A 13410-nucleotide genomic window follows, 5' to 3' on the forward strand; every position below is an offset into this window, starting at 1 on the left:
GTCGATGTTTTGAATCTAACTTTGCAGCAGATAAAATAACAATCACTTTAGAGATAAATACTCTACGCTATGCAAAAGACTATCAAAACTACACTTCGCCCCGAAGAAGCGTTCAATCCAGAAGTATTTGAGGCTATTATTCTGAAAAGGGCCAACATAACCAACCCCAAAAGTGCTCAGGTACGGGCTTTGAAACGCTCTATCGATGCACGTTCACGCAATGTGAAAGTCAATATTGAAGCGCAAGTTTTTATTAACGAAGAGCTTCCGCCTGTAATTTCCTATAAAAGAGATTATCCGGTGGTCACTAATGCCGAACCAGTTATTATAGTAGGTTTTGGCCCAGCTGGAATGTTTGCCGCGTTGCGTTTGATCGAATTGGGTTACAAGCCCATTGTTATTGAACGAGGTAGCGATGTACAGAAAAGGAGACGCGATCTTGCTGCCATCAACAAAGAGCATATAGTGAACCCTGAATCCAACTATTGTTTTGGAGAAGGAGGGGCAGGCACTTTTTCTGACGGTAAACTTTATACTCGTTCCAAAAAACGTGGCGACATTCTCAGAACCTTAGAGATTTTAGTCGCCCATGGTGCTACTGAAGATATTTTGGTAGATGCACATCCGCATATTGGCACTAACAAGTTGCCTAAAGTGGTGCAAGAAATCAGACAGAGCATTATGGATGCTGGTGGAGAAATTCATTTCGATACCAAAGTTGCTGATTTCATTATCAAGGAAAAAAGAATGACAGGAGTGGTTTTGGCAGACGGCTCTAAGGTAGAAGGCTTAGGTGTTATTCTGGCTATGGGTCATTCCGCTCGAGATATTTTCCATTTACTACAGAAGAATGAGGTATTGATTGAAGCCAAACCTTTCGCTTTGGGCGTAAGAATTGAGCATCCTCAATCGCTAATCGACAAGATTCAATACCATTGCGATACCGATAGGGGTGATTTTTTGCCAGCATCCTCTTACGCACTTGTTCATCAGACTTACCATGAGAGCAAACAAAGAGGCGTATTTAGTTTCTGTATGTGTCCGGGAGGCTTTATTGTGCCTGCCGCTACTGCTCCGGGCGAAATCGTAGTCAATGGAATGAGTCCTTCAAGAAGGGATTCAGCCTTCGCCAATTCTGGAATTGTTTCGGCAGTTGAATTGGAAGACCTTACCGCATATTCCAAATTTGGTGCTTTGGCGGGAATGGAATTCCAAAGAGAAATAGAACAACGTGCTTGTCAGATTGCAGGTGGAAACCAAACAGCTCCAGCACAGCGCATGACTGACTTTGTCAATAGTAGGGTTTCATCTTCCCTAAATGACACTTCCTATCAGCCAGGATTAATGTCTGTAGATATGCGTGAAGTGTTGCCTGAGTCGATTCACTTGAGGTTGAGAGACGCCTTTAAAGGCTACGCTAAAAAAATGAAAGGCTATTACACTAACGAAGCGCAAATAGTGGGAGTGGAGAGCAGAACTTCTTCGCCAGTAAGAATTCCAAGGGATAAAGACAGCTTAGAGCATGTGGAAATCAAAGGCTTATTCCCGTGTGGGGAAGGAGCAGGTTTTGCTGGAGGCATTGTTTCTGCTGCTATGGATGGCGAGAAATGTGCTGAAAGCTTGATAGCTGGTTTGAAAAGAAAGTAAAGAACGGATGGAGTTAGAATAGGTAGATTAGAGGTTAGCTGAAGTCCTCGTTGCAAACGAGGATTGGTTATCTTGAAATACATTGTGAGGTGTATTTGAGTAGCACATAAGGATTCTGCTCCTACGAGTTGAAGTCGTTCACCTCCTGATTAATACCTCGGTAATACTCTACTGTGGAATACCAAGAAGTTCCCCCGATTAAGCTTAATGTTTTCATTTTGTAGTTTCAGTCAATTGTTGAGTTTTGCCTTTTTAAGTTCGGTCTCAATCTCTTTGTAAACATGAATGAATAATTTGACGCATTTTGAGTTAAGGCCTCGATCAAAAAAAGTATCCTTTAGAGAAGTGCTTTCAACCCTAACTTGCCCTGTGTTAGTGATACTGACCATTATCTTCTCTGTCCACGGTTTGTTTGCATCATTAGCTCTTCTTGCTTCTAGATGTTTTGAGTCAATATAAACCAATGCCCATTCAAGCCTTTTGAAAACCGCCATGGCAGTTTGTTGGATTAAGTCATTATCACTTGAAGAGGTGAATGTTTCGGTAAAAATGGGCCTAAACCGGAAGCTAGATGTTACACTAATGGACTTTTTAAACTCATCGTATCGCTCTTCTCCCTTATAAGGGTTTTTCTTATGCTCAATTTCTTTAGCTAACCTTCCGTCCTTTTCTCGTTTTTCTAACTCCCAACGCGCGGCAGTCTTTGCTTCTTCAAGATATGCACTACCTGATGAAATTATACTATTCAATTCATCTGAGCTTTTGGAGGCCATTTTTGTTGAGAATGAATTGCTGTTTTTCATAGAACTTTAATCCCTTTTATGGTCTAAATTTCTTGAAAACTATGATACTAGGATGTCCATCCATCAAATAAAATAGACCCGTTGTTACCCTAACCTAATTCCCCTTCATTTGCTGAACAGCCAGAATAAGGCTGTCAGCCATTTCTCTTTGCTCATCACTTTGGGCAATGGTTTTAGCCTTTTCTAATTGTTCAATGGCCGCATCATAATCACCTAACAAGCCTTTGGCATAACCTAAAAGCGCAGCAGCTTCAAAGTGAGTAGGATCTATTGCAGCAGCTTGGGTAAGTAAATTGGCAGCGAACTGAAGCATTGAAATATCTTCTTCATCCTCAATAATTTCAAGACCATTGCTAAACAAGAAATCGACTTTTGAATCTTCGTCCACATGGTTATTCATGTAGCTGTTTACTTCAAACTGATATTTTTGATAGTTCTCTCGTTGTCCAAAGTATATCTTTTTGGTAATAAAGGCGGCTTCAGGAATTTCCATTTCTGAGAGAAATTGAGGGATCACCTCACGAATTAATTGATAGAGTAAGTTTTCATCACCGTATTTAATGGCCAACTGGAGGTTGTCATTATAAACGGTTTTGAAATAATCATGGTATTCATCTAAACCATGTGCTTCAACAATCAGGTCTTTATTGTTAGTGATATAGTTATAGGGCACAGAACTTAGTTGGTTCTCGAACCTAGACACCAGCCAAAGGTTTTCAATATTGTTTAAATAATCATCAAGCTTTAACTGACTGATGTAGTCTTTTGCGACTTCAGCAGCTCGTTCGAAGTTCTTGCCCTCGAGAATTCGGATCAGTTCTAGCTTCTCCTCACTGGTGGCGATCAAATCATCATATTTCTCTTCTAACTCAGGAAGTAAGGCGTAATCATCTACCGCTCTTTGTCCATACGCCATTAGTTGCGGAGCAGGAACAAAACCCAAAACGGTATCGAATACTTCTTGCTTTTCGGTTAGAAAGAGTAAAGTCGGTAGACTAGATATTTTAAATGCATAGGCCAATACTTCTCCATATTCCGATTCAGTATCAAACTTTACATTAATAAAATTTTCATTAAAGTATGTGATTACCTGTTCGTTAGTGTATACTTCTTCATCTAATTGATGACAGTAAGCACACCAGTCGGCATAAGCATCTACAAACAAAAGTTTTTTCTGTGCTTTAGCCATTTCAAGTACTTTTTGCCAATCCTTTTCACTCGTGATTTCATTGAAATTAAGTGTATCGTTGGCAAAGCTTAAGGTGGAGATGAAAAATGATATTGCTAATAATGGAACTCTCATAAATCTTTTGGATGTTCGGAACTGGATAACGTGTGTACTATACTCACATTGCAAGTGCAAAGTTATTCATTTAGTTTCATGTCAATCGTTAATTATAGTTAAGTGAAAAGAACGGTAATCATAGGGAGCAATCCTAAAACCAATAATTACGCATTCCTTGCTGCAAATAGACTTCAAGATCATGGTCATGAGTTTATTCCTGTTGGTATTAGCGAAGGCCAAGTTTTGGGTAAATCAATTATGAATATTCATGATAAACCTGAAATAGAAGAAGTAGATACTGTTACACTTTACATCAATCCACAGCGGCAAACTGAATGGTATGATTATATCCTTTCATTGAAGCCAAAGCGTATTATTTTCAACCCCGGAACTGAAAATCAGGAACTTAAAAAGAAGGCCGAAGCTCAAGGTATAATTTGTGAAGAAGCCTGTACTTTAGTGATGCTTTCAGTGGGCAATTTCTAAGTTATTTTACGTATCTTCGTACGTTGTATGAGGGCGGTCTAAAATCCTTAAGATTTAATTCCTAAACCGACCGTAACCTCCTTTTTTAACAGTTTTTATTCACAATGAGCGAAGAGAAAAAGAATCAAGAATATTCAGCGGTTAACATTCAAGTATTAGAGGGTTTAGAGGCGGTTAGAAAGCGGCCAGCCATGTATATTGGAGATATTGGAGTTAAAGGACTTCACCATATGATTTGGGAAGTAGTAGACAACTCTATTGATGAAGCCTTAGCAGGCCATTGCGATACAATCACAGTTACTATTGAAGAAGATAATTCGGTAATCGTAACAGATAACGGTAGGGGAATCCCAACCGATATGCACGAAAAAGAGGGTAGATCAGCACTAGAGGTTGTAATGACAGTACTTCATGCTGGTGGTAAATTTGATAAAGACACATATAAAGTTTCTGGAGGTCTTCATGGTGTAGGTGTATCCTGCGTTAATGCGCTTTCATCAATGATGTTAGTGACTGTTGAACGTGGTGGTTCTAAATTCCAGCAAGAATATTCAATAGGCATTCCTAAGTACCCGGTAAAAGAAATAGGCACTTCTGATAGAACAGGTACTACTGTTCATTTTAAACCAGATGGTGATATTTTTACGGTTTTAGAATACAAATACGAAACTGTAGCAGGAAGACTAAGAGAACTGTCATTCTTGAATGCAGGGATCACAATTACACTTACAGACAAAAGAGAAAAAGACGAAGAAGGAAACTTCATTGGTGAAGTATTCCATTCTGAAGGCGGTTTGAAGGAGTTTGTTGAGTACTTAGATGCTACTCGCGAAAAGCTGATTGAAGAGCCAATTTATATTGAAAATATTAAGGGCGAAGTACCTGTTCAGGTAGCCATGAGTTATAACTCATCTTATGCTGAAAATGTGGTTTCATATGTAAACAACATTAACACCATTGAAGGTGGAACTCACGTTTCTGGATTTAGAAGGGCTTTAACCCGAACCTTAAAATCTTATGCAGATAAATCTGGTTTGCTGGATAAGGTTAAAATAGACATTACCGGAGACGACTTTAGAGAAGGGCTTACGGCCATTATTTCTGTAAAAGTAGCAGAACCTCAATTCGAAGGTCAAACCAAGACTAAGCTCGGTAATAATGATGTTATGGGTGCAGTTGAATCTGCCGTGGGAGAAACCCTTCAGTATTACTTAGAGGAAAACCCTAAAGCCGCTAAAACCATTGTTCAAAAAGTGATTCTTGCAGCACAAGCGCGACATGCCGCAAGGAAAGCACGTGAAATGGTACAAAGAAAGAATGTGCTTTCTGGTACTGGCTTGCCAGGTAAACTTGCCGATTGCTCTGAAAAAGATCCTGCGCTTTGCGAATTGTATCTTGTTGAGGGAGATTCTGCGGGTGGTTCTGCCAAGCAGGGTAGAGATAGAAATTTCCAAGCAATTCTTCCATTAAGAGGTAAAATTCTGAATGTAGAAAAAGCACAAGAACATAAGATTTACGATAATGATGAGATCAAGAACATGATCACAGCATTGGGTGTTTCCTTCGGTACCGAAGAAGACGATAAGGCTTTGAACATGACCAAATTGCGTTATCATAAAATCGTAATTATGACGGATGCGGATATTGATGGAAGTCACATTCGTACTTTGATTTTAACCTTCTTCTTTAGGTATATGCGACCTTTGATCGATGCAGGTTACTTATACATAGCGCTTCCTCCTTTGTATTTGCTGAAAAAAGGTAAAGACCAACGTTATTGCTGGAATGAGCAGCAACGAGCTCAACTGACTAAAGAAATGGCTGGAGATTCTGGCAAAGAAGATTCTGTAAGTATTCAGCGCTATAAAGGTTTGGGAGAAATGAACCCAGAGCAACTTTGGGAAACTACAATGGACCCAGAATCTAGAAGTATGAAACGTGTAACCGTAGAGTCAGCTGTGGAAGCAGATCACTTGTTCTCTATGCTTATGGGAGATGAAGTTCCACCTCGTAGAGACTTTATCGAGAAAAACGCAAAATACGCTAAGGTTGACGTTTAAGACCTTGTAGCCATAGATTTAAAAACCCCGTTAATCTCTCAAGGTTAACGGGGTTTCTATTTTATATAAATCATTTGTAATGAGCTTTTTAGCGACAATTGTTTGAATTAAAAAACAACTACAACAAAAGAAGATCTTTAATTACTGAATCTCGCCAGAACCAATCAACTCGTTATCATCATACCAAGCCACAAACTGTCCAGAGGCAATCCCTTTCTGATGGTTTTCAAAAATGACATAAAGACCATTTTCTTCCATAAAAAGCTCAGCTTTTTCTAGGGGCTGTCTATATCGAATACGGGAGTCATAAGTTCTAGATTCTCCTGCTTTTAAAGCCAAGTCTGGACGCACCCAATGCACTTGCTCCTTCGGTACAAATAGTCCCTTTCTCAATAGCCCAGGATGGTTCTCACCTTGACCAGTATAGATCACATTTTCCTTCGTGTCTTTTTCAATCACAAAAAGTGGTTCTGGCGTTCCACCTACAGCCAAACCTTTACGCTGACCAATAGTGAAATAATGAGCTCCATTGTGTTCACCTATTTTTTTACCATCTGTAGATGCATATTCATAGGGCTTTGAAAGGTGTTTTAGCTCTTCTAGTTTTGTATCAAAATGAGACATCTCTTTTTCAAAGAAAGAACTGAAATTAGCTGAATTTGGCTCTAATTCACGTATCTCGCCTTTTTTAGGTGCAAGCTGTTGCTGTAAGAAATCAGGCAACCTCACTTTTCCTATAAAGCAAAGTCCTTGTGAATCCTTTTTGTCGGCTGTAATTAAATCGGCCTCTTTAGCAATGGTTCTTACTTCGGGTTTTTGTAAATGTCCAATAGGAAAAAGTGCTTTGGCCAATTGCTCTTGGCTTAGCTGACACAAGAAATAGGACTGATCTTTATTTTGATCAGCTCCAGCTAAAAGCCGATGAATTTCCTTTCCATTTTCAACAATAGTTTCCTTTTGACAGTAATGGCCAGTGGCCACAAAATCTGCTTTGAGCTTCATGGCAGCTTTCAAGAAAATGTCAAATTTCACTTCGCGGTTGCAAAGAATATCAGGGTTTGGAGTACGACCTTTTTCATATTCAGCAAACATATAATCTACAATACGCTCTTTGTACTGCTCACTCAGATCGATTACATGAAAAGGAATTCCAAGTCTTTCAGCCACAGCCAAAGCATCATTGCTGTCTTCTACCCAAGGGCATTCTTCCGAAATAATCACAGAATCGTCTACCCAATTGCGCATAAACATTCCAATTACCTCGTAACCTTGCTCAATCAGTAAATGTGCTGTAACACTTGAATCTACACCACCAGAAAGGCCTACAACTACTCTTTTTGCCATTAATTTGAATTATGAATTAGGCTAACATCATTTTTGCAAAAATAGTTGATTTGAAAGTGAAAAAGTAATGCCTTATGTTCTAAGTCAAAAAGCCTTGCTTGGAAATACTATTTTAGGAGATTAAGAAAAGAAGTGTCACGAAACTTAAGCATTCGTGACACTTTTTAAGCATTTATCTTGGTGTGGGAATCCAATGTATTGGAGAATGAATTACGGGCCACAGAGCTGTAATGTAGACTCCGTTTCCTCTATTCATTAAACCAACTAGTGCAGCATGAGCAGCAAGTATTGCAGTAAGAACACCTGGAATAATAGCTAGGGTATTTGCTGGAGGAGGTAATACTGAAATTACACCAGTAATAGCTCCTAGCACAGTTGTAAGCCCCGCTTGTCCCGAAGCAAGATCTTTGGCAGCTTGATCAGATAAGATGAAAACCAATCCCCACCATTGTGCTTCAACTTGAACATAAGGCTCTGTACCCGAACCAAGTTCTGCAGCTAATCTTTCACCAAGTTCTTTTAAATACTCATTTGTTTTTTCAACCGGCATAAAAACATGGGATAAGTTCCTTTGTGGAACAATAGCATTGATTTGCATGTCAGTTGGTATATCAATTTTATACTCGGCTAACACCCCTTTTGGGTCTTTCATGAATCTAATGTAAAGTTTTGGGTCACGAATCATATCCGGAAACAAAATCTTATTCATATCATTTTGTGCATGTACACTTAATCCAAAGTTTTGGATTTGGTTACTAGAAGAGTTTGTGTTCTTGTTTTTCATAATGGTAAAGTTTATTTGGTTAGAAAAAATTATGAAGTAAAGGTAGAGCGTTGGGTAGGCTCAGGTAAGCGTGCAAACAATGGAAAGTAAAACCACGGGAAAACCCCTGAATTTCCGGTTGTTTTCCACCTTTTTATGAGAGTTGTTTCAAGTGTAAATCGGTATAATCAACTGAATTACAGTTGATTAAATGATTGTTTTGCTAGTTCAATATATTTGCTTTAACCAAGTTTTCTATTCAATTTCGGCTTGTACTTCACTTTAAATATATTGTACTATGCAAGTAGAAAAGGCTATTGACTATATTGACAATTGGAAGAAATGTGATATCTCTCGTTTGGTTAATCACTTCCATTTTATCAAGGGAAAGGATGTATCTTCCCAGTATCAAAGGGTTCAATCAATGACCTTAAAAACAGATTCTTTAAAAGCCTCACTTTTAAAGAATGATATTAAGAGTATGGCAATTCATATGGGCTTGAGTAAGGCCCAGGCAAAACCAGAAGAGTTGTCTTTCAGTCCTGTATTTAGCGTAATAGGTACTATTGGTAAACCGACTTATGATGACTTTTCTATATTAGAAGAGGAGCCTAAAGGGATTGTGCCTGAGTCTTTTAAACAGGCACTTTCAAACAACTGGTTAATGACAGATCAATCTATGATTGATGACCTTTTTGTTGCTGTGTCTACTGATAAGAATTCACCGCAATTACAGCGTTTACATAGCTATCAGATTACAAGGGAGATCAATGACCTTTTATTCAGTATTCTAACAGACAAAGGAATTGTCTCAAAAATGAAGAGTCTTCATTTTCATTTAGGAGCAGACATGAACAAGTATTCCGACAAATATGCTTTTACTTTTTCACCAGTAATTGAACTTGTAATTGAAAAGTTGGATGATGAAGAATTGTTGAGAGTTGCTAAACTCGGAATGCGCTCAAACATATCATTAATGGACGATGAAGACGACTCAATCTTTATTGAGTATTTAAAACCCTGTCCTTCAACTTGTAACGAATAGTTTTGGATCAAAAAGAATTCTATTCACAACTCGTTATAGTGCCCTATATTCTTATAGGGCTATGTTTGTTTATAGGGATGGTCCGCTTTAACAAGCTATCAAATACTCAACGATTATTGTTTTGGCTGATTCTGGCTACGGTAATAACTGAAACAGTTTCTGAGGTTTTATGGAGAAAGGAAATGAACAACTTTCCTGTTTTTCATTTTTATGCAATCATCGAGTTCAGTTTAATTTTCACAATCTACTATCGGGCTTTATATCCAAGTTTTTCTAATAAGTTTCTGTATTGGACCTTAGGCGGGTTTTTAGGGTTTGCGATATTCAACGCTCTTTTTTTACAAAGCCTTTTTACTGCTAACTCCAATGTAACCACGTTGAGCAGTGTTATTTTGGTTGTTTTATCCTTGTTATACTTTTATAAGACTCTGAAAGATTCAAAACTGATTCATTTAGAAAAAAGTATTATGTTTTGGGTGAGTACAGGCGTGCTTATTTATTTTTCGAGTAGCCTAGTTTTGTTCACCTTCGGAAACCTATTGGTATCGGAATCAATCAGCGATACAATGAGCATTTGGGTGGTTCATGTTTGCTTCAATATATTCTACTATTCACTTTTAAGTATTGCATTATGGATGAGGTCAGCGAATTAAACACCAATATACTTTTGGTAGGTATGTTGGGCATGTTTGTGCTTGCCCTGTCCATAATCTTCTTTATAGTGGTTTATCAAAGAAGACTTTTGGCACAACAAACAAAACATAAAGAGTTGGAGGCAGCTCACCAACTAGACTTGTTAAAGGCTTCGCTTAAAACACAAGAACTTGAAAGAGTCAGAATTGCCAGAGATTTACATGATGAAGTTGGTGCAATGCTTTCTTCTACAAAGCTGTATTTTAATCAGTTGGAACTAGAAGAGGATAGAGGGCAGTACCTAAACCTAATCGACAAGGTGAATCATTTGTTCGATGAAACTATTCATTCGGTAAGGCGAATATCACAAGATTTGCGTCCTGTTATATTAGATAACTTAGGTCTTGTAGAAGCCATTCGTTTCTTTTCTGATCAGGTTAATGAAGTTGCCGAGTTTTCAGTACACCTTACCACAGATTACTCAAATGGTTTATTAAGTAAGGGTGAAGAACTTTCAGTTTATAGAATTGTACAAGAGCTGCTAAACAATGCTTTGAAACATTCAAAGGCCACCGAGGTAAAATTAACACTAACGAGTTCCGCATCGAAAACCATACTTGAATACATAGACAATGGTATTGGAATGCCGTCAGGTGCTGTACTTCAAAAGAGCAATTCGTTAGGGTTGAAAAATATGGAAAGTAGAATAAGTATATTGAACGGACGGCTTGAAATTATTGAACCGAAGAATGGGGGGACAAAAATTAGAATTGAGATTTAATCTATAATGGAAACCATAAAAGTTGCTATAGCCGATGATCATAGCCTTTTTAGAGAGGGTTTAAAGTTTATTCTGGCTAAAATGAGTGGTATTGAACTCATATTAGAAGTGAGCAATGGAGTAGAGCTATTGAAGGGCTTTGAAAAAGAAGTGCCAAATGTAGTTTTGCTTGATTTAGAAATGCCAAATGGTGATGGGGTTGAAACCTGTAAACAATTGAAGAAGGATTATCCTGAGGTTAAGGTTTTGGTACTTACTATGCACAGCGAAGAACGGATGATTTCCTATTTGATGGAGATTGGCGCCAACGGGTATCTGTTAAAAGACATTAGGCATGATGTATTGAAAAATGCCATAGAAGCTGTTCATACACAAGGGTTTTATTTCACCAATGAGGTGTCTAAATCACTACTAGAGGGGTTGAAAAAACATAGTAGACAAGTTCCTAAATTTGGTATGGAAGTTAGTTTAAGCACAAGAGAAAAGGAAGTTTTAGAATTAATAGCCAAGGAATTAACCACCCTAGAGATAGGGGAAAGACTATTTATAAGTGAAAGAACGGTAGAAGGGCACCGTAAGAATTTACTGTCGAAATTTGATGTAAAGAACACTGCCGGCCTTATTCTAAAAGCCGTAAAGCAGGGCTTCTTACAAGTTTAACCTAGAGTTTAATAATTATCTGGCCCTGCGAAATCTAAGGCGTAGTCGGCTACAATAATTCCATTGGCTGAAAACAGATTTCCTTTGTTCATTAGCTTAGTAGGGGTAAGAGAAGTAGAAATAACATGGGCACCACCCTGATAAGAGCCTATTGTGATTTCAGAGATTTGTGATGTTGTTCCATCAGCTAAAAAAATACTCCATTGGGTAGATATATCTTCTGACTTCCTCAATTTACCATCTCCTATTAGAATTTTTTGTTCTGGAGAACAGATTAGGCTTTTACCATTTGCAAGTGTGATATGAACCATAGTCTCTGTAATAGGAGCATTGCCCGTACCACTCGACATTACTACATCGAGTAGGCCACCACTGGTGAGCCCGTTATCATTAGAATAATTGAAGGTTTTGATTTGAGATCCAACTACAATGTTATGAATGATGACTGTTTCGTCATAAGAAATGGCTACAAGCGTATTTGAGTCTAAAGACATAGTGTGTTGTTCAAGGTGAAAGGATTGGAATAAGGTGTTTAAATTCAGCTAACATTTTGAAAGAATAAGCCTTTTGCTTAATGTCTTTCTAAGAAACCGTTATATGCACTTGAGGCAAGTCCGTTTCATTATAACTGTTGATATAGTATTCAACTGTAGCTCCGGCTTGAGGCCTATAGCTAAGACTTTGATCGCTGGCAGTTACATTTTTAGTAACCTTTTGTACATTGTTTTCATATATAGCGAAGTTGGCAGTTCCAGTAGCTAAATTTGATAATGTCATAGTTATGCTTTGAAGCCCATCGAATTTGCCAGTAAATAATGACCTCTGAGCTGAAGGGTCTTTTGCTAATCGGGCATAAAGTTCAAGAATTTTCATAGTAAGTGCTTTTGGTCAATTTCCTACTCATTTAGCTTTTCGGATTACTCCCTGTTTTTCTCTGTTACAGTCAGTTCTTAAATAAAGAATCGTTTGAAGCATTGAATGCTCATACCTGAGTAGATTCAATGTCAATTCAAATTTGAATGATTCTGATAATGATACTTTACCGCAAAAGGGTGGTTGTGCCCGATACCTAGAAAGAGGTATTGGAAGAAGTGATGAGAAGAAAACTAAGTATTGATTATTTGGCGATTTGCACTTTCAAATCTCAAAATATTAAATCGATTGAGTCATGTTTTTGGAGAATTCAAACAGTTTTACAACTGACTGTCATTACCACTTAGTAAGTCGAAAGCCGATTCTAAAATTAAAGCTTGATTGATTTTTATCAGAATATGCTGAACCTCTGTTGCAGTAAAGGCCATATGGTAATTAGATTTTGCATTGCCAATTACTGCTTTCAAGCCTTCGGGGTGACTCACTGTATAGTTTAATGGCTTAAGCGATTCAAGCATTTTCTGGAAAAGCCTAAACTCCTTTTTGCTAAAATCAACAAATAGATTGCGGTAATTAAGGTTGTATCTGCTACAACAACTGCACTTTGATATCTGCAAAGAGTTTGACTCTGCTAAAATTGTCGATTGGTGAAGATCTCCCATGTTATTTTAAGCTTCTAGGGCAGTGTAAACATCCAACATTAGCCGAGCTTCCTCCATTAAGTTTTGAAACTGTAAAAACTCATCATGGTTGAAACAGAACTGTACATCAGGATGACAAGTGGTCACAATAATGTACAGCTCATGATTTGGGAAAAGAATTGCCCCTTCATTGAAATTAAGACTTTGTACACCCTCAGAAAAATGCTCGAATTCAATTACATCAAAGCCCGAAAGAATGTTGTTATAGAAAAGCCCGATACGTTTACAACAGCCACAGTACGAAACATTGAAATGATTACCTTCTGCAAGAATTTTGGTCTGACACTGATTCATGGGCTATTTGTTTTGTGAGTTTTTTTAGGTGTACA

Annotated in this window: 14 protein-coding genes; 6 read left to right on the plus strand and 8 right to left on the minus strand. The window is 37.9% G+C overall.

Annotation, left to right across the window (positions count from 1 at the left end):
* Nucleotides 1-69: 69 nt before the first annotated feature.
* Nucleotides 70-1647, plus strand: coding sequence for an FAD-dependent protein (locus AAC026_RS13785; protein ID WP_339699088.1), 1578 nt, complete (start codon nt 70-72; stop codon nt 1645-1647).
* A gap of 230 nt (nt 1648-1877) precedes the next feature.
* Here the strand turns inward: AAC026_RS13785 and AAC026_RS13790 are convergent, their stop codons facing one another.
* Nucleotides 1878-2450: a hypothetical protein gene (locus tag AAC026_RS13790; RefSeq protein WP_339699090.1), complete on the minus strand. Its 573-nt coding sequence runs from the start codon at nt 2448-2450 to the stop codon at nt 1878-1880.
* 94 nt (nt 2451-2544) lie between these two features.
* The gene (locus AAC026_RS13795) at nt 2545-3753 is read right to left on the minus strand and encodes a thioredoxin fold domain-containing protein (protein ID WP_339607068.1); all 1209 of its coding nucleotides are present in this window, start codon (nt 3751-3753) and stop codon (nt 2545-2547) included.
* Between the two features lie 102 nt (nt 3754-3855).
* Here AAC026_RS13795 and AAC026_RS13800 point away from each other — a divergent pair, with 102 nt between their 5' ends.
* Both AAC026_RS13800 and gyrB read left to right on the plus strand, forming a co-directional pair.
* On the plus strand, nt 3856-4221 hold the full coding sequence (locus AAC026_RS13800; RefSeq protein ID WP_339607069.1) for a CoA-binding protein: 366 nt from the start codon (nt 3856-3858) through the stop codon (nt 4219-4221).
* 104 nt (nt 4222-4325) lie between these two features.
* Nucleotides 4326-6281 (plus strand): DNA topoisomerase (ATP-hydrolyzing) subunit B, encoded by a 1956-nt coding sequence (gene gyrB / locus AAC026_RS13805; RefSeq protein WP_339607070.1) that lies wholly within the window; start codon nt 4326-4328, stop codon nt 6279-6281.
* A 141-nt stretch (nt 6282-6422) separates the two neighbouring features.
* Here gyrB and mnmA read toward each other — a convergent pair whose 3' ends face one another.
* A complete protein-coding gene (gene mnmA / locus AAC026_RS13810) occupies nt 6423-7625 on the minus strand; it encodes a tRNA 2-thiouridine(34) synthase MnmA (RefSeq protein WP_339699093.1) in 1203 nt (400 codons plus the stop codon).
* Nucleotides 7626-7797: 172 nt separating this feature from the next.
* Nucleotides 7798-8409 (minus strand): hypothetical protein, encoded by a 612-nt coding sequence (locus tag AAC026_RS13815; protein WP_339699096.1) that lies wholly within the window; start codon nt 8407-8409, stop codon nt 7798-7800.
* A 277-nt stretch (nt 8410-8686) separates the two neighbouring features.
* On the opposite strand from AAC026_RS13815, the gene AAC026_RS13820 reads away from it, so the two are divergent.
* The 3 genes from AAC026_RS13820 (at nt 8687) to AAC026_RS13830 (ending at nt 11507) form a co-directional block, all read left to right on the plus strand.
* Nucleotides 8687-9433 carry a hypothetical protein gene (locus AAC026_RS13820; RefSeq protein WP_339607073.1) on the plus strand — a complete coding sequence of 249 codons (747 nt, stop codon included), beginning with the start codon at nt 8687-8689 and terminating at the stop codon, nt 9431-9433.
* A 631-nt stretch (nt 9434-10064) separates the two neighbouring features.
* Nucleotides 10065-10847: a sensor histidine kinase gene (locus AAC026_RS13825; protein ID WP_339699099.1), complete on the plus strand. Its 783-nt coding sequence runs from the start codon at nt 10065-10067 to the stop codon at nt 10845-10847.
* A 6-nt stretch (nt 10848-10853) separates the two neighbouring features.
* Nucleotides 10854-11507 (plus strand): response regulator transcription factor, encoded by a 654-nt coding sequence (locus tag AAC026_RS13830; protein ID WP_339699102.1) that lies wholly within the window; start codon nt 10854-10856, stop codon nt 11505-11507.
* Nucleotides 11508-11515: 8 nt separating this feature from the next.
* Here the strand turns inward: AAC026_RS13830 and AAC026_RS13835 are convergent, their stop codons facing one another.
* The 4 genes from AAC026_RS13835 to AAC026_RS13850 form a co-directional block, all read right to left on the minus strand.
* Nucleotides 11516-12001, minus strand: coding sequence for a hypothetical protein (locus AAC026_RS13835; RefSeq protein WP_339607076.1), 486 nt, complete (start codon nt 11999-12001; stop codon nt 11516-11518).
* A gap of 88 nt (nt 12002-12089) precedes the next feature.
* Entirely contained in the window at nt 12090-12380 is a 291-nt protein-coding gene (locus AAC026_RS13840) for a hypothetical protein (RefSeq protein ID WP_339607077.1), read from the minus strand.
* 320 nt (nt 12381-12700) lie between these two features.
* The gene (locus AAC026_RS13845; RefSeq protein ID WP_339699105.1) at nt 12701-13042 is read right to left on the minus strand and encodes a DUF6686 family protein; all 342 of its coding nucleotides are present in this window, start codon (nt 13040-13042) and stop codon (nt 12701-12703) included.
* Nucleotides 13043-13048: 6 nt separating this feature from the next.
* Nucleotides 13049-13375 (minus strand): DUF6686 family protein, encoded by a 327-nt coding sequence (locus tag AAC026_RS13850; RefSeq protein WP_339699108.1) that lies wholly within the window; start codon nt 13373-13375, stop codon nt 13049-13051.
* Nucleotides 13376-13410 lie beyond the last annotated feature (35 nt).

The sequence above is a fragment of the uncultured Roseivirga sp. genome (genome assembly GCF_963973945.1).
In the GTDB taxonomy this organism is placed as follows: Bacteria; Bacteroidota; Bacteroidia; order Cytophagales; family Cyclobacteriaceae; genus Roseivirga.

Excerpts from the sequence above, each read along its gene's own strand:
- AAC026_RS13820 (WP_339607073.1), top strand. The coding sequence starts at position 8,687 with ATGCAAGTAGAAAAGGCTATTGACTATATTGACAATTGGAAGAAATGT.
- AAC026_RS13835 (WP_339607076.1), bottom strand. The coding sequence starts at position 12,001 with ATGTCTTTAGACTCAAATACGCTTGTAGCCATTTCTTATGACGAAACA.
- AAC026_RS13790 (WP_339699090.1), bottom strand. The coding sequence starts at position 2,450 with ATGAAAAACAGCAATTCATTCTCAACAAAAATGGCCTCCAAAAGCTCA.
- AAC026_RS13815 (WP_339699096.1), bottom strand. The coding sequence starts at position 8,409 with ATGAAAAACAAGAACACAAACTCTTCTAGTAACCAAATCCAAAACTTT.
- gyrB (WP_339607070.1), top strand. The coding sequence starts at position 4,326 with ATGAGCGAAGAGAAAAAGAATCAAGAATATTCAGCGGTTAACATTCAA.
- AAC026_RS13840 (WP_339607077.1), bottom strand. The coding sequence starts at position 12,380 with ATGAAAATTCTTGAACTTTATGCCCGATTAGCAAAAGACCCTTCAGCT.
- AAC026_RS13825 (WP_339699099.1), top strand. The coding sequence starts at position 10,065 with ATGGATGAGGTCAGCGAATTAAACACCAATATACTTTTGGTAGGTATG.
- AAC026_RS13785 (WP_339699088.1), top strand. The coding sequence starts at position 70 with ATGCAAAAGACTATCAAAACTACACTTCGCCCCGAAGAAGCGTTCAAT.
- AAC026_RS13845 (WP_339699105.1), bottom strand. The coding sequence starts at position 13,042 with ATGGGAGATCTTCACCAATCGACAATTTTAGCAGAGTCAAACTCTTTG.
- AAC026_RS13850 (WP_339699108.1), bottom strand. The coding sequence starts at position 13,375 with ATGAATCAGTGTCAGACCAAAATTCTTGCAGAAGGTAATCATTTCAAT.
- AAC026_RS13830 (WP_339699102.1), top strand. The coding sequence starts at position 10,854 with ATGGAAACCATAAAAGTTGCTATAGCCGATGATCATAGCCTTTTTAGA.
- AAC026_RS13795 (WP_339607068.1), bottom strand. The coding sequence starts at position 3,753 with ATGAGAGTTCCATTATTAGCAATATCATTTTTCATCTCCACCTTAAGC.
- mnmA (WP_339699093.1), bottom strand. The coding sequence starts at position 7,625 with ATGGCAAAAAGAGTAGTTGTAGGCCTTTCTGGTGGTGTAGATTCAAGT.